The 18464-nt window shown below is 42.3% G+C and carries 16 protein-coding genes; 8 read left to right on the top strand and 8 right to left on the bottom strand.

The window, feature by feature from the left end; genetic code table 11:
* Positions 1-57: 57 nt before the first annotated feature.
* The 3 genes from HZA08_08115 to HZA08_08105 all read right to left on the bottom strand — a co-directional run bounded on the left by HZA08_08115 (position 58) and on the right by HZA08_08105 (position 4068).
* Positions 58-1860, bottom strand: coding sequence for a GAF domain-containing protein (locus tag HZA08_08115; GenBank protein MBI5193387.1), 1803 nt, complete (start codon positions 1858-1860; stop codon positions 58-60).
* Positions 1861-1876: 16 nt separating this feature from the next.
* The gene (locus tag HZA08_08110; protein MBI5193386.1) at positions 1877-2734 is read right to left on the bottom strand and encodes an outer membrane lipoprotein-sorting protein; all 858 of its coding nucleotides are present in this window, start codon (positions 2732-2734) and stop codon (positions 1877-1879) included.
* A 68-nt stretch (positions 2735-2802) separates the two neighbouring features.
* Positions 2803-4068, bottom strand: a complete 1266-nt coding sequence (locus HZA08_08105; protein MBI5193385.1) for a penicillin-binding protein — start codon at positions 4066-4068, stop codon at positions 2803-2805.
* Between the two features lie 256 nt (positions 4069-4324).
* Here HZA08_08105 and HZA08_08100 point away from each other — a divergent pair, with 256 nt between their 5' ends.
* The 8 genes from HZA08_08100 to HZA08_08065 all read left to right on the top strand — a co-directional run bounded on the left by HZA08_08100 (position 4325) and on the right by HZA08_08065 (position 14659).
* A complete protein-coding gene (locus tag HZA08_08100) occupies positions 4325-5371 on the top strand; it encodes an acetoin utilization protein AcuC (GenBank protein ID MBI5193384.1) in 1047 nt (348 codons plus the stop codon).
* Positions 5372-5795: 424 nt separating this feature from the next.
* Positions 5796-6986 (top strand): tetratricopeptide repeat protein, encoded by a 1191-nt coding sequence (locus tag HZA08_08095; GenBank protein ID MBI5193383.1) that lies wholly within the window; start codon positions 5796-5798, stop codon positions 6984-6986.
* On the top strand, positions 6983-10141 hold the full coding sequence (locus tag HZA08_08090) for a tetratricopeptide repeat protein (protein MBI5193382.1): 3159 nt from the start codon (positions 6983-6985) through the stop codon (positions 10139-10141). The genes HZA08_08095 and HZA08_08090 overlap by 4 nt, the downstream gene beginning before the upstream one ends.
* Positions 10142-10329: 188 nt before the next feature.
* Positions 10330-11052 carry a (d)CMP kinase gene (locus HZA08_08085; GenBank protein MBI5193381.1) on the top strand — a complete coding sequence of 241 codons (723 nt, stop codon included), beginning with the start codon at positions 10330-10332 and terminating at the stop codon, positions 11050-11052.
* Positions 11053-11059: 7 nt separating this feature from the next.
* Entirely contained in the window at positions 11060-11671 is a 612-nt protein-coding gene (locus HZA08_08080; GenBank protein ID MBI5193380.1) for a 1-acyl-sn-glycerol-3-phosphate acyltransferase, read from the top strand.
* A gap of 53 nt (positions 11672-11724) precedes the next feature.
* Entirely contained in the window at positions 11725-13416 is a 1692-nt protein-coding gene (locus HZA08_08075; protein MBI5193379.1) for a 30S ribosomal protein S1, read from the top strand.
* A gap of 37 nt (positions 13417-13453) precedes the next feature.
* Positions 13454-14335, top strand: a complete 882-nt coding sequence (gene sppA / locus HZA08_08070; protein MBI5193378.1) for a signal peptide peptidase SppA — start codon at positions 13454-13456, stop codon at positions 14333-14335.
* 15 nt (positions 14336-14350) lie between these two features.
* Positions 14351-14659: an integration host factor subunit beta gene (locus HZA08_08065; GenBank protein ID MBI5193377.1), complete on the top strand. Its 309-nt coding sequence runs from the start codon at positions 14351-14353 to the stop codon at positions 14657-14659.
* On the opposite strand, the gene HZA08_08060 is transcribed toward HZA08_08065, so the two are convergent.
* The 5 genes from HZA08_08060 to HZA08_08040 all read right to left on the bottom strand — a co-directional run bounded on the left by HZA08_08060 (position 14637) and on the right by HZA08_08040 (position 18192).
* Positions 14637-15233, bottom strand: a complete 597-nt coding sequence (locus HZA08_08060; GenBank protein ID MBI5193376.1) for a hypothetical protein — start codon at positions 15231-15233, stop codon at positions 14637-14639. The two genes, HZA08_08065 and HZA08_08060, sit on opposite strands and share 23 nt — an antisense overlap.
* Before the next feature lie 13 nt (positions 15234-15246).
* Positions 15247-15396 (bottom strand): YHS domain-containing protein, encoded by a 150-nt coding sequence (locus HZA08_08055; protein MBI5193375.1) that lies wholly within the window; start codon positions 15394-15396, stop codon positions 15247-15249.
* The gene (locus HZA08_08050; GenBank protein ID MBI5193374.1) at positions 15396-15734 is read right to left on the bottom strand and encodes a cation transporter; all 339 of its coding nucleotides are present in this window, start codon (positions 15732-15734) and stop codon (positions 15396-15398) included. Before HZA08_08050 ends, HZA08_08055 begins: the two co-directional genes overlap by 1 nt.
* A 251-nt stretch (positions 15735-15985) precedes the next feature.
* Positions 15986-17761 carry a diguanylate cyclase gene (locus tag HZA08_08045; GenBank protein MBI5193373.1) on the bottom strand — a complete coding sequence of 592 codons (1776 nt, stop codon included), beginning with the start codon at positions 17759-17761 and terminating at the stop codon, positions 15986-15988.
* Positions 17758-18192: a hypothetical protein gene (locus HZA08_08040; GenBank protein MBI5193372.1), complete on the bottom strand. Its 435-nt coding sequence runs from the start codon at positions 18190-18192 to the stop codon at positions 17758-17760. Before HZA08_08040 ends, HZA08_08045 begins: the two co-directional genes overlap by 4 nt.
* Between the last annotated feature and the right edge of the window lie 272 nt (positions 18193-18464).

Genomic DNA, 18464 nt, shown 5'->3' with positions numbered 1-18464 from the left:
AAATCTTTCCGGCGGGGTTAGAAAACCCCGCCTATCCGGATTATAAATTACTGTCGTTTATTCCATTCCATCATGCTTTAACAGTTTTGCAAACAGGAGGGAATTTTCTATTGCAATACCTATGTGACTTCCAATAGACTGAAGCATCTCTTCTTCTCTTGAGGTAAGTGCCCTTATATTTTTATACAGAAGGAACATTATTGCCAGAACCTTATCCTTTGACTTTAAGGGTATCCCCACAATCGCAAGGCAATCATCCTCAGGTATGGCCATCCCCTCAGTGCGTTCATCTACAGTAAGGTTTTCAGATGACCATAATTTCCCGCTCCCGATTACCCTGTCACCTATAAACTCAAATAACTCAGACATCTTCTGTTCTTTGTCTTTATTTAAAGTTACCCCCTGAGCAGCCACAATTGCAAAACTCCTCTTCTTGTTATCAAGCATCCATATCAGGCCGGAGTCCCCCTTCATTACCTCAATCATGGTTGTAAGGGATGCAGAAAATGTCTTGTCAAGGTCAAGCGACTGGTTCAAGGCAGTCACCATTGAATAGAGTATTGATATCTCTTCATTCCTCTGCTCAAGCTCTCTTGTCCTGTCTTTTACCATCTCCTCCAGCTTTATATAGAACAGCTTCATCTTTGATGCCATATCATTAAACTTCTTTGCCAGGTCTTCTATCTCATCTCCTGTATTAACCTTTATCCTGTAATCAAGGTCGCCTGCACCGATAAGGTCAGCCCCCTTTTGTAACTCTTTAACAGGGCCTACTATCTTCCCTGCATTTATGTACCCAAGAATAACGATCAGTCCTGCACCTATCAGACCGGCAATCGCTATTTTTACAAGCAGGGACAGTACCGGCATAAACGTCTCACTCTGATTCTGGCTTGTAAACACATACCAGCGTTTGCCGTTAAGGTTTTCCTTGCCGAGTGTGTAGGTAATCTTTACCGGTGCAAAACCTACAATTGATTGTTTACCTGGGAAATGGACATCAGATCTGGTGACAACCCATCCTGATTGTTCTTTTGATATATCCTCTAATAGACTCTTCTCAATCTTATGGTCTTTTGCCGGAGATACAGGGCAAAACAACACATCCCCTTCAGAATTGGCAATCATTACATGGTCTGTCTTACCGACCTTTGCCGCGGTTATTGCCTTAAAAAACATGTCCACATTATGCGACGTCAGTATGATGCCGATTGCCTTGCCGCCCTTCATAACAGGAACAGCAATATCAAAGGCCCTTGTCCCTAACTCCTCACTATCATAAATATCACTTACATAAATATTTCCAACTCCATTATTATAGGCATCCTTCCACCACTTCTGATCCCCATAATAGTAATGTTTGGTTTTTGAGGTAGACGCAACAACAGCCCCCCGCTCATTTGTAACGAGGATTAGGTTATGAATCCCCTGCTCACTGCTTCTTATAAATTCTTTAAGATAGTCTGTGGCCCTGTTGTTCAGGACTTCAAACAGGTATGCATTCACACCGACAGCGCCTGTCCATCTATCCTCAATCTCACGAACCCTTTTATGAATCTCCTCCGGTGATTGTCCTTCATAAACAGCGTTTGAATCTTCAACAGGGGAAAGGATACTCTGAGCAGATGCAAGCAGTTTTGATTCTTCTATATGATGTTCTATTGAAAGGTCTATATTACTGCTGACGGTCTCAGCAAGCTCACGAAATGTACTGCCTATGGTCTCCTTCAGAGCAGATTTGCCTGAAAAATATACAAGGCCGATTACCATCAGTATGGCAATAAAGCTTACAGCAAGGGTTGATAATACCAACCTCTTCTGGAGACCGGAGACTATATGAAGCTGATCCAATAATTTCAAATTATCTGACCTTATATTATCTGACTTTTCCTGAGGACATGACCCTTTCTGTAAAGGCCTTGTCGTTCAACCCCTTATCTATCTCCACATCACTAATGCTAAGGATTGTCTTTACACCTGTCTTAACATTTGTAATAACCACCTTTTCCCATATACTTGCATCTTTAACCTTTTTCCAGTTGATCATCTGGGTCTTTAACAATGTCCCATCTTCAGAATAATAATCAACACGCTCTTTAAGGAAGTCATTCTTCTTTATCCATCTGACAACCTTTCCGTAATTGTAATTGGGATTCTTCTCTTTTGGTGTGCTCTCTATTACATAATACTGCTGATTCTCTATCGTCTCTTCACGCAGTAGTTTATGCTTATCCAAGGTTGCATCCCTGCGCACCATGTCGGCAGGCTTCAGGTTTGAACCGCTGAATATCTCATCAGGGTGTTCAGGAAGCTTCTGTACTTTTCTAAGTATAGGAAGATAAATCCACATGTCCTCCGGCTTGTGAGATGTTGCCTTGTACGTCCAGACCATAAAAGCAGTGCCTTTTGTGTCGGGCGGATACTCATGAAAAACAAGCACCTTGGAATCCACTGACGGGTCATCGTGATAGTCTTTCCAGTACCTCCTCAAAACCACCTTCCTCTCATCTCCGCCTGTTTCCCTTATGGTAAATGTCAGTTTGGACTGATGGTCCTGCCCTGCATTCACATCCTCAGCCTTTCCCACAATCTGCTCCGGTGTCATCTCTCCGTACCCATTTGCCGGAATAAGACTAGCCAATACAAACAAACCGATAACCCACAAACCTGCAATCAGACTGCGCCTTCTGTTTACTCTGTTAATAAGCACTGACAACCTGTTTTCTTTTAACACTGATTATTTCTCCTTTCTGAAAATCCCTTTTTAAAAAGTTGATGTATTGTACCCTAATATTTTCCTATTTACAATAACCTGTCCCCTTTACTTATCAATAAGATATCTTTCCATGAAATTTCATTTCCCGTTGTAAATTCGGCTGCTGATAAATTAAGATTAACCGGATAATTAAACTTTCTCATTTCACCCATTATCTCATCAGATACTTCCTTCCATTTTCCTGAACAGCCTATTGCCCTGACCTTACCTTTAGTATCCTTTATAAGTACTATTTTCACAACATCTCTAACCACCCCCCCTATCCCCCCCTTACTAAGGGGGGGTGAGGGGGGGTGGTTTTCCTCTCTTCTTAATAGTTCTTCAAGCAAGTTCTGCAACCGGCTGTCAAGGGTAGTATAAATCTCAAGCCCGACATCATAGAGGAGATTTCTCCCGACTGTATCAGACAGATACTCTTCCATTAATCCTGCATAACATGATAAACCGTCTTTTTCATCATCACCGTTGTCCAATCTAATATTGTTATACTGTTTCTTTTTTTTATCCAACCGCAGGATAATGGGCAGATTTAGAGAACTTTCATACTCCTCCTTAGTAATCAGCCTGTGCCTGAGCATAAGCGTCAGAACAAGCTGCTGCCTTTTTACTACCTTATCAAGATTTTTATATGGATTATATAACGCAGGATTCCTGAGCATTGCTATAAGAAAGGCGGAATCAGCAGGAGTCAGCTCTGCCGCAGGTTTATCAAGATAGAATCGGGATGCGAGTTCAACACCATATATACCATAACCCCACCCTGCCTCGTTTAAGTAGATCTCAAGGATCCTTTCCTTAGGTAGTAGTGACTCTATCTTCCTCGCAAGAATATACTCTTTAATCTTTCGTGTAATGGTCTTCTCTCTTGTAAGATATACATTCTTTGCAACCTGCTGTGTAATCGTACTCCCGCCCCTTACAAACCGCCACACACGCAGATTCTCCTTAACAGACTCCCATGTCTGACGGTAATCTATACCTGCATGTTTAAAGAAATACGGGTCTTCAGTTGCAACTATCGCCTTTTTCAGATTGTCGGGCATATCAGAGAAGGAAATCCATATCTGACTCTTATTTTCCTTTAGAGAGGCCATCCGGACACCGTCTTTATCATAAATAACTGTAACTGCATTATGCGTAAAATCAGTTATCGCCCGATCATCCGGAATTTGACGTGAAAGGCTGTTCACCCATAGAATCGAGCCTGCAATGATTATCAGCACAACAAGGGCTGTAACCAATAAAACCCAGTATGAAATCTTTTTTAACCATGTCAGTATATGGGTCAGCATGTGGAAAATATAGTTTATAGGTTCATACAGCCGTGATAAGATTCAGGAAGGTCTTCTGCCTTTCTATTTATCCGCTTGCCGATATTATGCAATGATATTGCAAAATTGTCCAGACTCAATTAGTCATTTCTAAAAACCAATCTTTGACATTATCAAGTCTTTTATAGTATTTTAGTTTCCTGTTATGAAAACTGCTTTTATATATTCGCCTAAGTTCAGTATATTCGACTATGGGCCAAGTCACCCAATGAAGACTATGAGGTTGAAGTTGTGTTATAACCTGCTGGAGGAGTATGGGGTTTTTAAGAATCCTGATGTGCGTCTGATTGAACCTTCGCCGGCAACGAGGGAAGAGATACTCTTGTTTCATGATGAAGGGTATATAAACTCCCTTATGAATATGGAGCAGTTGGACGGCCACCCTGATCTGGAATATAACATAGGGACAGCGGATAACCCTGCGTTCAGGGGTGTGTATGAATGGTCATCGTTAGTTACCGGCGCCTCAATCCAGGCTGTCAGGATGGTTTGTAAGGGAGAGGCGGACATTGCCTTTAATATTGGCGGAGGACTGCACCATGCAATGCCGTCAAAGGCATCCGGTTTCTGTTACATAAATGACGCTGCAGTTGCAATCCATGACCTGATAAAAAATGGAAAGAGGGTTGCCTACATTGATATTGATGCACATCATGGTGACGGGGTTCAGCACGCATTCTATAATACTGACAAGGTACTGACGATCTCCATGCATGAAAGCGGAGAATTCCTTTTTCCTAATACCGGATTTGTTGAAGAGATTGGTACAGGGGCAGGCACCGGATATTCTGTAAATTTACCTCTCTACCCCGGAACAGGTGATGATGTGTTTGTATGGGGATTTGAACAGATTGTACCCCCTCTGATTGAGGCTTATAAACCTGATGTTATTGTGACCCAGCTCGGTGTTGATAATATGGAGACAGACCCCCTCACCCATCTCGGCCTTACAACAGAAGGCTTCTGCAGGATGATTGAAAGGATGAAATCATTCAGACTGCCGTGGGCAGCATTGGGCGGAGGGGGCTACGACATTACAAATGTGGCAAGGTCGTGGGCGCTTGCATTCGGGATAATGTGCGGAGTAGAACTGCCGGAGGCTATCCCTAAGGGGAGTATGCGGGTATTCGAGATGTTCGGATATGAGGGTGCGTCATTACGGGATAAAGATATACAAAAACGCGGGGATGAAACCACAAGGAAGTGGGCAGAGGAAAAGGTAAAACATATCCACGAAAAGATATTTCCTCTCCACGGGATTTAGTCTGGAACTTTCATGACACTATGTCACACAGGCAGATAAAAATAGCCCCGCAAATTAATAACTGTCATCCCCGAATGTTTCTATCGGGGATATAGTGTTAATAAAGAAAGATTCCCGCTTAAGACATGCGGGAATGACAGAAAAGGATTTTCGGGTGAACCACCATGAGCGGGGCGCTCACAAAGGGCCATGAAAATCAGCGGGACAAGAAAGTCCCGCCTATCCTCGTAGAAATGGATAGGCGGGGTTTTCTTACCCCGCCGGAGGGATTTTCGGATGAACCCAGATGAACCGGGGATTCACAAATGACAATGAAAACCCCACCCTCACCCGGACACTCTCCCTGAGGGAGAGGGTGCTTAGTTTATTCCCTCCCCGACACTGAATGGGGGAGGGTTAGGGAGGGGATGGGGTTTATTTTCGGATGAAAAGGTTTTTATTTCGTTTAATAATACTACTCTCTTTTCTCTCTGTTATTACCCCCCATATTTTAAATCATGCCTCAGCCTCTGACATCCCTTCGCAGATACTCAACCTACCTGTTGAAGGCTCTCCTTCAATGGTGTCTTTTGAAAAGGGTAAGATGCTTTATAATATAATGGCATGGGCTGATGCAGTCACGGCATTTTCAGGTATGGACGGCAGTTCAATTCAGGAGATACCTCAGGAGATTATTGACGAATCAAATTATTTAATGGCAAACAGCCTGTTAAAGACCGGGAAATTTCCAGAGGCAAAGAATTCAATAGAAAAGGTCCAGTCTAAGAGTAAATTCTATTATAAGGCATTATACACTAAGGCTTTAATAAGCATTAACACAGACAAATATAACGAAGCCGCAGAATCTCTTGAACAGATAATAAAAAATATCCCCGACAGTAAAACCGCAAAGCTGACAGAGAACCCTGAGGTAAAAGACCTTGGAGAAAGGACGCATCTTTTACTGGGATTTATTTACATGAATCAGGCTAATCATTCAGAGGCAGGAAGACACTTTGCCCTCATCCCTGAAGACAGCCCTTTATATTCACAGGCTCTGTATGGTTCGGGATGGGCTTATGCAAATATGGGTAGATGGGTAAGGACTGTAATCTTTTGGGAAGAGCTTGCCGTTGCCTCTCCTGACAGCCCTTATGCACGGGAGGTGATGCCGTACATCGGTCATGCATACACTACCTTAAGCGCCTACGGCAAGGCTTTGGAACAGAATGGCAATGCCATAAAATTTTATGAGGATTTATTGAAGAGGGTTCAGGTTATAGAAAACGATATCCCGAATCAGGATACCGGCAGGCTGAAACACACTGTGGAAATAACCGGAAATGATGACCTGATTGAGAAACTCAACCTTTATAATGGCCTTGTATCTATGGAAGAAACTATTACTGATATTAAAAACATTATTTCTTCCGACACAGGGCCGCTTATCAGCGATTCCCAAACCTTGAGAAAAGAGATTCTTGATACAATCAAAGAGGACGCGGGTAAGGATATTAAGGCATTAAAATTAAAATTATTGGAGGAGTCGGCAAAGACCTCGTTGGAAATGGCCCGCAATCTCCATCTGGAGGGCGGCGGCCGCATAAATAACGAAATGAACTTTAATCTCCCATGAAAAAGTTTTTACTATTACTCTCAATCCTCATGCTTGTTTCCTGTGCCGGTAACAACTCAGAAATAAAGAGAGATGATGAGGTCAGGTCTGCTACTGAGGCTATACTGACATTTCAGGACATGCCTCAGGAAAAGGCACTGGAGTATCGCTGGAGGTCATTAAGGGTTTATGAGGACTTTATAAGAGTTCACAAAGACTTCAGAAGTAAACTAATGGCAGACAGCATGGAACAACTTGCAGATATCTATATGGAGATTGAGGAAAACACATATCTCAGGTATAAGAAGAGATTCGATCATTCCAAATCACGGCAGATATATGAAGCTATTTTGAATGCATATCCGGACCGGCCTGAAAACGAAAATATACTATACCATCTTGCACGGGGTTATATGGAAGAAGGCAACCGGGAACGCTCTATTATATTCCTCGAAAGGATCACAAAAGAATTTCCAAACGGCATGTATAGCCATGAGGCAAACTTCAGGCTCGGAGAATACTACTTTGAGAATAATCAGATGCCTAAGGCAATACACTACTATAAACAGGTCATGAAGATTGATGACTTTAATCTCTATGACAAGTCACTCTATAAACTCGGGTGGGCACACTTCATTACCAAAGACTATGAAGAGGCCGCCGACAGGTTCATGCTGCTGCTGGACAGAAAAGGCGTCAGGCTTACACCTGAAGGAAAGGAAGAGATACATAACATATCTATTGTGGAACGGGACCTGATAAATGATGCCATAAAGACACTTGTTCTTGTATTTGAATATATAGGTGAACCTGCCAGATTAGCCAATTACTTTAAGGTAAGGGGTATACAGACCTTTGAGCCTTATGTCTATCGTAAGCTTGGGGATATATATATCGAAAGCGGCAGATTCAGGGAGGCAGCGGATATTTATGATGCGTTTGTAAATACAAATCCATTGCATGAAGATGCGCCGGTATTTCAGTATAAGATTATTGAGGCATACACAAAGGGGAACATGATAGACCTTGCATATAATGCGAGGGTAAAGTTTGTAGAATCTTACATGGAGGACAGCCTCTGGTTTAAGTCAAATAAAAGGGGTGCACAGAAACGGGTAAAAGAACTCGTTGACCTGAACAAGACCCTTGTAAAGAGTGATATGTACCAGCTCGCAAAATACCACTACTCCAATGCACACTCAACAAAAAAGGAAAAGGATTATAAGGAGGCCATCCTGTGGATACGCAGGTTTATTGACATATTCCCTCAGGAGCCTGAGTCTGCAACACTCAGGAACATGCTGATAGAGACAAACTTCCTCCTTGCTGAGATCTATTTTGAACTGAAAGACTATGACAAGGCCGCAGAAGAGTATGAGAAGGTTGCGTACAAATATCAGCAGTCAGACTACACCGGAGAGGCGAGCTACAGGGTTCTCCTCGCTTTGGAAAAAATCGCAAGGCCGGGCGGTAAGGTCAGGAGTGATAATACCTTTGCACTCAGATTTGCAGAGTCATGTAAAAAGTTTGTGGACAGATTTCCAAAGGACAAGAGGGTTCCGGAGGTCTTGCTGAATAGTGCAGAGACATACTTTATGGTCGGAAAATTTGAAGAGGCACGGGCCATGGCAAAACCTGTGACAGAGCATCCCCTTTCTTCGCAAAAGGAAAGATATATGGCACAGCGGTATATTGCTGAAAGTTTCCTTAAAGAACAGGTCTACAACAAGAGTGAGGATGAGATTAAGAAGGCCATCGCCTTAATCCCTGAAAGTGATAAACAGGACCTACCGCTTCTTGAAAGGGCGCTCGCAGGGTCATTGTATAAGCAGGCAGAGGATATTAAAGCAAAAGATAAGAAGTTTGAGGCAGCAGAGGCTTATGAGAGGGTATATAAGACAGTGCCTAATTCAGATATTGCGCCTGTTGCACTCTTAGATGCAGGTGTTTTATTCGAAGATGCATCTCAAATCGGAAGGGCCGTAAACAGTTATCAGGTACTTGTCAATAAATACCCTGAGTCGCGTTACTCCTTTGATGCAGCAAACCGGTGGGGGGAGTTGATGGAAGGTTATAAAGACTATACTGAAGCGGCGAAGATTTATGAAAAGGCTTCCGCTATAACGCCTGATGAGGCCAAAAAAGAAGAGATGCTTTTCAGGTCTGTTCAGATGTATGAAAAAACAGGCAACCAGGAAGGTTATAATAAACAATATAAAAAATTTGAAGAGACATTCCCGAAAAGTACAAAGACGATTGAACTTACCTTTAAGATGGCGTCTGCAAAGGGTGCGGCAAAGGATTTAATCTCTGAGAAGGAACTATATGATAAGGTAATCGCCTTACACAAAAAACTTGGGGCATCTGCTACAATAGAGGCCACTGAATTTGCGGCAAAGGCACAGGTTGTTCTTACTGATTCTAAAAAGGCATCTTTTGAAGATCTGAAACTCATAAGCCCATTGGAAGAAAATCTGAAAAAGAAGCAGGTTCTCCTGAAAGAGGCCCTTGCCGGTTACACTGCTGCTGCAAAATACAGGATAGGTGATGTTACAACAGAGGCAGTCTATAAGATGGGTGAGATGCTTGAACATATCAAAGAGGCAATCCTGAATTCTGAAAAACCGGCAGAACTGACGACTGAACAACTTGAAGAGTATGATATTATGCTTGAGGAGCAGGCGTCACCGTTTGAAGAAAAGGCCATAAGCACTTACGAGGGAAATGTCCGCAAGACCACAGAAGAGGGCATATACAATGAGTGGAGCAAAAAGAGTTATGAAAGGCTTTCAAAGTTATTACCGGCAAGGTACAAAAGGGTTGAGGCCGGAGAAAGGTTCACAGGTGATATAAATTCTCCTGTTGCTGAAGACCCTGTTGTATACAACAGCAGGGGACTAACTTACTTGGACAACGGGGAGTTTAAAAAGGCAGAAACGGATTTCCTTAAGAGCCTGTCAATAAAACACGATTTCAGCGATGCACTCTTAAACCTCGGTATACTAACCGAGTTATATCTCGGAAAACCGGCAGAGGCTTTAAAAAACTACAAAGAATATGTAAAATCAGGCGGTAAGAGAGAGGATGTAGCGGTATGGATAAATGTGCTGGAAAAGAGGGTGGGGATGAAAATAGGAGGCAGTGAGCAGAAGCAAGAAGGAAGAAGCAAGAAGTAAGAAGGAAGATAAAGGTTGAGATTGAGATTAAGATTGATTTCGCGGCTTTTGGGGTAGGCGAATTCTCCTAATTCCCTCACCCGGATCCTCTCCCTGAGGGGGAGGGTGCTTAGTTTATTCCCTCCCCTTCAAGGGGAGGGTTAGGGTGGGGATGGGGTTTATTTTCGAATGAAGGAAGGTTATAGTACATGCATATCATTGCCATAGACGGCCCTGTCGGGAGCGGCAAGAGTACTATTGCGAGACTAGTTGCCAAGACGGCTGGATTTGCATATCTTGATACAGGCGCAATGTACAGGGCCATAGGGTGGAAGGTATATTCACGGAATCCCCCTCCCCTTAATCCCCTCCCGCGAGGGGAGGGGAAGCCATGGGCATTTTCGGATGAATCATTTGACAAAATATGTGCTACCATCCAACTTGATATGGAACTGGTAGATGGTCATCTTAGGGTAATAGTTGACGGTAAGGATATCTCAGAAGAAATAAGGACACCGGAGATCAGCAGGATGGCGTCTGCTGTGTCTGTTTTTGCCTCTGTAAGAAAATATCTTGTAAGAATGCAGAGGGAGATCGGGCTTAGCTGGGCTAAAAAATATGGCGGCGTTGTTGTAGAAGGAAGAGACATCGGGACTGTAGTTTTTCCTGATACCCCCTTTAAATTCTATCTTGATGCGGATATTAATGAGCGTGGAAAGAGAAGATGGAAGGAATTGCAGGATAAGGGAGCCAATGTTACGCTGGAGGAAACTGTCAAAGAGGTAATCAGCAGGGATGAAAATGATAAGAACAGGGAGATTGACCCTTTAAGAAGAGCGAAAGACGCAATAGTTATAGATACCACTGGACTTTCAATTGAAGAAGTTGTAGAAAAAATCCTGAGTATTATAAATCAAAAATCCAATCCTTAATAACATAATGTTCTATTCATTTGTCTGCTTTCTCATCGGTTTATTTGCACGCACTATATTCAGGATACGTATCATAGGATGGGAGAATATTCCCAGGACAGGCGGAGTAATTATAGCAGCCAACCACCTGAGCTATTTAGATATTCCACTGCTTGGATACAGTATAGGGCGGGACGCTGATTTTATGGGGAAAAAGGAGCTTTTCAGCATCCCTTTGATAGGTACATTGTTCCGTATGCTTGGAGGATTTCCTGTTGACAGGGAAAAGTTAGACAGGACAGCATTGAGGGAGGCGATTAAGAGGCTTAAAATGGGAAAGGTGTTGGTGATATACCCGGAAGGTACAAGGAGTATTGATGGAATGCTTCAGCCTGGTAAATCAGGAGTCGGGTTGATAGTCAGGATGAGTGGTTATAAAGTAATTCCAACGGCCATCATAGGAACGGATAAGGCATTGCCTCCTGGAAGATGGATGATAAGACCGGCCGTGGTAACGATTAAATTCGGCATGCCCATTGATTTCAGCAGTATGATAGAAGATAAAAGAGATATAGAGAAGATAACAAATGTTATCATGGAAAATATAAGAACCTTGCTGGATCCAAAAATACTACTATGAATTTTTCTCTAAATATGTTAGATTAACAAAAAAAATTTGGAGGTGGTTAATTTATGACGGGTAAACCGGTGCAAAACAATAAGGTTTCTTCCGAGGAGTTGGCGCAACTTTACGAGGAATCATTTAAAAGAATTGAGGAAGGGGGTATCGTCAGGGGACAGATAATAGGCGTCTTCCCTAACGGTGTCGTAGTAGATGTAGGGTACAAATCAGAAGGCACTATACCCATTGCAGAGTTCTCTTCTGAAGAGCTAAAGGCAGTAAAGCCTGGAGACAACATAGAGGTATTTATAGAAGAGAGAGAGGATGCAGAAGGGAATATACTCTTATCCAAGGAAAAGGCTGACAGGCGAAAGATCTGGGAGAAGATGGATGAGTTGTTTAAACTCGGGAAGCCTGTTACCGGAAAGATTGTCGGTAAGGTAAAGGGCGGTTTAAATGTAGACATAGGTATCAAGGCATTTTTACCCGGGTCACAGATAGATGTCAGGCCTATTAAAGACCTTGACAGGATGGTTGGGCAGACATGCAATGTCAAGATTATCAAGATGGATCAGAAACGCGGCAATGTGGTTGTATCAAGGCGTGCCACAATTGAAGAGCAGATAAAGAAGATGCGCGAGCAGACCCTTGATGCACTCGAAGAAGGACAATTGCTGGAAGGGTATGTTAAAAATATTACTGATTACGGGGTATTCGTAGACCTTGGCGGGATAGATGGACTTCTGCACATTACAGATATTTCATGGGGCCGGATAGGGCATCCTTCAGAGGTGTTTAAGGTTGGAGAAAAGGTTTCTGTTAAAGTCCTGAAGTATGACCAGGATACAGGCCGTGTATCCCTTGGATATAAGCAGAAGACCCCTGACCCATGGCTAACGGTTGAAAATAAATACCCTATCAATTCAAGGCTTCATGGAAAGATTGTCAGCATAACGGATTATGGTGCATTTGTCCTGATTGAAGAAGGGGTAGAGGGGCTTATTCATATATCTGACATGTCATGGAGCGGTGAGGTAAAGCATCCTTCAAGGGTAGTGTCCGTAGGGGAGACAGTAACAGCGGCGGTATTAAATATAGATAAACAGAACAGGAAAATATCACTCGGACTGAAGCAGATAGAGCCGAATCCATGGGAAGTTATTGAAACCAGGTATCAGCCCGGCACGATTATAGAAGGTAAGGTAAGGAACCTGACAGAATTCGGTGCCTTTGTCGGACTGGAAGACGGGATTGACGGCCTTATACATGTTTCTGATATGTCATGGCTGAAGCATGTAAAGCACCCCTCTGAGATTTTGAAAAAAGGGCAGAAGGTTCAGGCAATAGTCCTTAAGGTTGATAAGGAAAAACAGCGTATCTCTCTCGGGATGAAACAGGTGGCCTCTGATCCGTGGTCAAAGGAGATCCCTGAGAAATATCCTGTAGGCAGTTCTGCTAAAGGTAAGATTGTACGGATTACAGACTTCGGTATATTTGTAGAGCTTGAAGAGGGGGTAGAAGGACTGATTCATGTGAGTGAGTCAGGCGTTGAACCGCCTGTCAGGGCTGAAGATGTTATGAATATGGGTGAGGAGGTAACAGCCAAGGTAGTAAAGATTGACACTGCCGATAAAAAGATTGCCTTATCCATTAAGGAATACAATAAAGACCTCGAAAGGAAAGAGGTTGAAAAGTACATGGGAAATCAGGGAGGCGGAAATATTACATTAGGAGAGGCCGCAAGGAAGATAACGCAGGGCTGACATTAACCTGATGAGGAAAAGACATCCAATACTATTCATGTTTCTTTCTCTGTTTGGCGTGGCCATATTTATTTTTATTGTAGCGTATATTGCTACTGTAGGTTTCGGCAGTCGTTCATGGATACCGGGTGAAAAGATTGCTGTTGTAAGGATTGAAGGTGTTATCCTTGATTCCAATGAGATTATAGAAGAATTAAAAGAGTACAGTTCCAATGATTCCGTAAAGGCGATTCTCCTCCGGATTGACAGTCCCGGAGGAGCGGTTGCCCCCTCCCAGGAGATTTATCAGGAAGTAAAAAAGATCAGGGATGAAGGCAAAAAGAAGGTAGTAACCTCTATGGGTGCTGTAACTGCATCAGGCGGCTATTACATAGCAAGTGCGTCCAATAAGATCGTTGCAAATCCAGGTTCAGTTACAGGGAGTATAGGGGTTATCCTTGAGCTTGCAAATGTCAGCGGGCTTATGAAAAAGGTCGGTGTGGAAAGTGTAGTTGTAAAGAGCGGAAAGTTTAAGGATATTGGTTCAATGTTCCGTGAAATGACTAAAGAAGAGCGGGAATTGATTCAGGGTGTTATTGATGATACGCACGACCAGTTTATTGAGGCTGTTGCTGAGGGGCGCGGTATGGAAAAGGATAAGGTTATTCCCATTGCAGACGGCAGGGTCTTTACCGGCAGACAGGCACAAAAGTTAGGGCTTGTGGATGAGATAGGTAATATGCAGGAGGCAATAAAGATTACTGCAAAGATGGCCGGTATCAAGGGAAAACCTATCTTACTTGAGAAAAAGAAACGGTTCTCAATAATTGATATGATAAGAAACCAGTCAGTAATCGGCTGGATAGCAAATGGGAAAACACTTCACGGACTTTCAGGACGTGACGGCTCATTCAGCATAAAATATCTTCTGGCATATTAAATTAGGAGGGATTTAATGACAAAGACGGACCTTATTGAAAGGGTTTCAATGAAGACCACAATCCTTACGAAAAAACAGACAGAGATTGTGGTTAACATGCTATTCGATAGCATTAAAGAGGCGCTTGCAGCAGGTGATAAGATAGAGATACGCGGGTTTGGAAGCTTTAGGATTAGAGCAAGACAGAACCGCGAGGGGAGGAATCCAAAGACAGGTCAGTCTGTCGTGGTGCCCCAGAAAAAGGTCCCGTTTTTCAAGGCAGGCAAGGAATTAAAAGAGCTGGTAGATGGTCATGGCGGCCTTATTTTCCCTGAAACAGTTTAAATAAGATAGCAGTCCCCTCAATCTCTTTTGCTATGATGTATTTCAGGGTTTCCTTTGACTCATTTTCATAGCTTTTTCCCTTTGAGATAACCTCATCTATTTTAAGATGTGAAAAATTATAAAGGAAGCCATTTGACTCTATATTTTCTGTAAGTTCTTTCAGATGCTTTTCAGAACATGAGATTACCTTAATAACAGTAACCTCGCCAATCTTATTGTAACCTATTGCGATATTTATGTTGCCATGTTTATATTCAAACTCCCGGATGAATAATGCCCCTGAAAAATTTCCTTCTTTATCCTTTGAAATAAAATAGGTATAGACCCCTTCATCAGGGGAATAACCCCAGCGTTTTACGGCATCCTTAACCTGCTCTTTTTTCAATAGCTCTTTTCTTTTGACAATCTTATCATCTTTGGGCAGCATGGTCTTTAATGCCTCTTTTTCTTCCATAAAGACCTTTGTCGGACCGGCATGGCCTTTATGTGCAAAGGCATTTGTTGTGTTTAAGAGATAGCAACCAAATAAAAGCACAGTAATTAAGAAGAATCTTTTAAAAATTATTCTATACATTATTAATCTCCTTTTATTTATTCTGTAAATACCTTTCCGGTTCTCTCTCAAACTTTTCTTTACAAACCTTTGCACAGAAAAAGTAGGTATTACCTTTGTACTCTGTTTTAGCCGCAGCCTTTTCCTCAATTACTTTCATCTTGCAGACAGGGTCAATAGCCATTATGTTACCTCCTTATCTTCTGAGTGAATATGATAGTGTTCCTTGTCCATATCTCCATGTGTATGGGGATGGTCATGAAAAATATCCCCATGGGCATGCAAGTGTTCATGTATAATATATCCGTCAATGTTATAACCTAACTCAACTATTGTGTTCCTGATTTTTTCAAAACTCACCTTTCCGGATTCATACGAGACCACAACCTCAAACCTGTCTGTCTCCGGTTTCAGGGTAACTAAAATAATCCCCTGAAGACCTTTTATGGAATTACTTACAGCCTGCATACACTGTTGACAGGAGTTTGTATTTGATATTTTTATGGTTACGCTTTTTTTCATATTATAACTGCACAACAAACAAAAAAGCCACGAAGTAATCCCCCCGCTTCATGCGGGCTGGAGGCCTTCGTGGCCTTATTATAATACCGTCGCATTGTCAGCACTACAATTATCAGACTGAGAGATTATTGTCAAGAGAAAAATTATTTTTGTCATTTAATCCTATGCTCACTTTGTCAGCAAATATCAGCAGACTGAACAGTGTCCTGTCTATCTGCTGAAGCTGTCACCTCTTAACCTGGAAAAAATTTTTATGCTCCGACCACCATGTTCCTCCCCCCTTCCTTTGCCCTGTAAAGTGCATCATCAGCCTTGCTGATAAGTTTTTCAATATTCGTCTCATCTGAAGGGTAAGTTGAAACTCCCACGCTGACTGTTATGGCGCCCATCGGCTGGGTTTCCCTGAATGGGAATGGATACTCAGATATGACTTTTCTAATCCTTTCGGCAAGTGCTGTAGCAGCCTCTTTTCCGGTTTCCGGTAGAATAACTGAGAATTCCTCTCCGCCATACCTGCAGGCCAAATCCGTACTTCTGACGGTTTTCCGTATCAGATTTGCAATCCCGCTGAGAATCTCATCTCCCATAGGGTGGCCGTGTGTATCGTTATAATGTTTAAATTGGTCTACATCAAATATTAAGAGTGAAAGATTACGGTTGTATCTTTCCGCCCTCTCTATTTCGATTTTCACTCCATCAATAAAAAACCTGTGGTTGTAAAGGCCGGTGAGTCCATCAGTAATTGCAAGAAGTTTAGTTTCCTCGAAAAGTTTTGCATTCTCAAGGGCAACTGCAACGTGCTCTGCTACTGTCCTGAATAGTTCAAGGTCGTACCACTCGAACGACTGCGGCCTGTCTTTGAATGCGCACAGGAGGCCAAGGACTTTTTCCCTCCTGCCGAACGGCACTGCAATAATTGACTGAATATCAGGGCTTAATATATCCTTTTTATCCAGGCCAGGCTCATTATCAACATCCCTTATCAGCCTTGCCATTCCTGTCTGTGCAACCAGACCATAAAGGCCTTCGCCGACCCTTCTACGGAAGTCCGGCAGGCCTTCTTTTTTGAAGTCTGTAAATGACGCCGCAGAAAGCTCCTGTGTCTTATAATCAAAAAGCATAATAACAACCCTGTGAACATTCATATTGTTACTGATGTCTCCAACAAGCCTTACAAGAAGCTGTTCTGTTTCAAATGTAGTGTTCATCACCTTACTTACATTGTAAAGTGTATAAAGCTCAAATATCTTTCTGTCCAGCTCCTTTTTGGCATCTTCCAGAGAGGCGGCCATTTTGTTAAATCCATCCGCCAGTGTCTCTAATTCATCACCTGTGTTTATGGAAATCCTGTGGCTTAGTTTTCCAGTGCCGATGACACCTGCCCCTTCGTGTAGTGTAATGATAGGTCCGGTTACATGTTTTGAAAGGTAAAAGGAAAGAAACGGCACTGACGCTATGAACATAAACAATATTACACCAAAGGTAATGTAGGCAGTCTTTTCCATTGCCCTGGCCTTTTGTTCAATCTTTTTCTGGTCTTCTTCAGCAATATGATGGAACCTCCCTGCCTCTTCAATGACCTGTTCAGAGAAGGCATCCATCTTTTCCATCAAATCCCCGGCGATCTTATTTCCAACCGGCTTATCAATATACAAAAGTTCAATAGACATTTCCCCTAACCTTACAGCATCTTTGCTCACCTTATCAGAAACTGCCTCCCAATCTTTTCCCCCTTTATGCCTCTTTAATTCTTCAAGTACCGCAGATACCTGAGTTATCAGTTTATCAAAGTTGTCCCTCTCAACTATATCTCCGGTTATAAGGTAATCATTTGCCGGCATAACAAGTTTATTAATATAAAGCTGGAGGTCGCCTGTAAGCTCAAGCCTTTTTGACACTGCCTTGATTTCATTTAATGTGGTAAATACATCCCGTATTAAAAAATAGGCTATGCCTGTTGTAAGAAGATAGAGACATGTTATTAAAAGGAATGACCCCATTATCTTTTTTACTATGCCTTTTTTCATTTTATTATCATAATGACCTTTAAAGCATTTAGATCATCTATTGCCTCCTTAGGAAGGAATCCTATCCCGCCCTTGTTATTTCTAACCAAGTTTAGAATATCACTAGGGTGGACATAAGTTTTTGGAACAGGTACCCCATCCTGAAACATCTTTCTGGTCCAGTAAACCTTAAATTGTTTGGGAGTCATTATTAACATGTCTTTAAGAAATATCTCTTTTATGCCGCCCTCAGGAAATAGAAATGGGACTATCTGTATGCCGCCTTCATACCTCTTGTCTCCGAGATAGATGTCCTTGACATCTGATTTAGAGGCATTTATTAAAGGCCCGGAGGCATTAACAATCACAGCGATATCGAGGGCATAACTATAAAAGGAGAGTGGAAAAATAAATATTAACAATCCTATTATGGAGCTGATTGCTTTTTTCATTGATATGAAATCCTGAGTCCTTAATTCTGATGATAAATGGTGAGGTGTCTGAATTCTGTGTGATTACTATGTGCAATATAACAAAGCAAAGATTGGGTTGTCAATTGACTGTAATACTTTAATGGGTTAATTTGTAACCCTTCAGTGAGGCGTGGTGACACGAAAAAACTACTTGCGTTCTGGTTGCCATCTATGGTACAACATGATGAATGGAGATGGCGGTCAGATATCGTGGCAGAGAATTCGCCCATGAGGAAATAGCCGAAGTACGT

Source organism: Nitrospirota bacterium (assembly GCA_016212215.1).
GTDB lineage: Bacteria > Nitrospirota > 9FT-COMBO-42-15 > HDB-SIOI813 > HDB-SIOI813 > JACRGV01.
This window is presented reverse-complemented; position numbering and strand designations above follow the sequence as displayed.

Coding starts and splice junctions, on each gene's coding strand:
- HZA08_08105 (MBI5193385.1), bottom strand. CDS start 4,068: ATGCTGACCCATATACTGACATGGTTAAAAAAGATTTCATACTGGGTT.
- HZA08_08100 (MBI5193384.1), top strand. CDS start 4,325: ATGAGGTTGAAGTTGTGTTATAACCTGCTGGAGGAGTATGGGGTTTTT.
- HZA08_08095 (MBI5193383.1), top strand. CDS start 5,796: ATGAAAAGGTTTTTATTTCGTTTAATAATACTACTCTCTTTTCTCTCT.
- HZA08_08090 (MBI5193382.1), top strand. CDS start 6,983: ATGAAAAAGTTTTTACTATTACTCTCAATCCTCATGCTTGTTTCCTGT.
- HZA08_08085 (MBI5193381.1), top strand. CDS start 10,330: ATGCATATCATTGCCATAGACGGCCCTGTCGGGAGCGGCAAGAGTACT.
- HZA08_08080 (MBI5193380.1), top strand. CDS start 11,060: ATGTTCTATTCATTTGTCTGCTTTCTCATCGGTTTATTTGCACGCACT.
- HZA08_08075 (MBI5193379.1), top strand. CDS start 11,725: ATGACGGGTAAACCGGTGCAAAACAATAAGGTTTCTTCCGAGGAGTTG.
- sppA (MBI5193378.1), top strand. CDS start 13,454: ATGTTTCTTTCTCTGTTTGGCGTGGCCATATTTATTTTTATTGTAGCG.
- HZA08_08065 (MBI5193377.1), top strand. CDS start 14,351: ATGACAAAGACGGACCTTATTGAAAGGGTTTCAATGAAGACCACAATC.
- HZA08_08060 (MBI5193376.1), bottom strand. CDS start 15,233: ATGTATAGAATAATTTTTAAAAGATTCTTCTTAATTACTGTGCTTTTA.
- HZA08_08055 (MBI5193375.1), bottom strand. CDS start 15,396: ATGGCTATTGACCCTGTCTGCAAGATGAAAGTAATTGAGGAAAAGGCT.
- HZA08_08050 (MBI5193374.1), bottom strand. CDS start 15,734: ATGAAAAAAAGCGTAACCATAAAAATATCAAATACAAACTCCTGTCAA.
- HZA08_08045 (MBI5193373.1), bottom strand. CDS start 17,761: ATGAAAAAAGGCATAGTAAAAAAGATAATGGGGTCATTCCTTTTAATA.
- HZA08_08040 (MBI5193372.1), bottom strand. CDS start 18,192: ATGAAAAAAGCAATCAGCTCCATAATAGGATTGTTAATATTTATTTTT.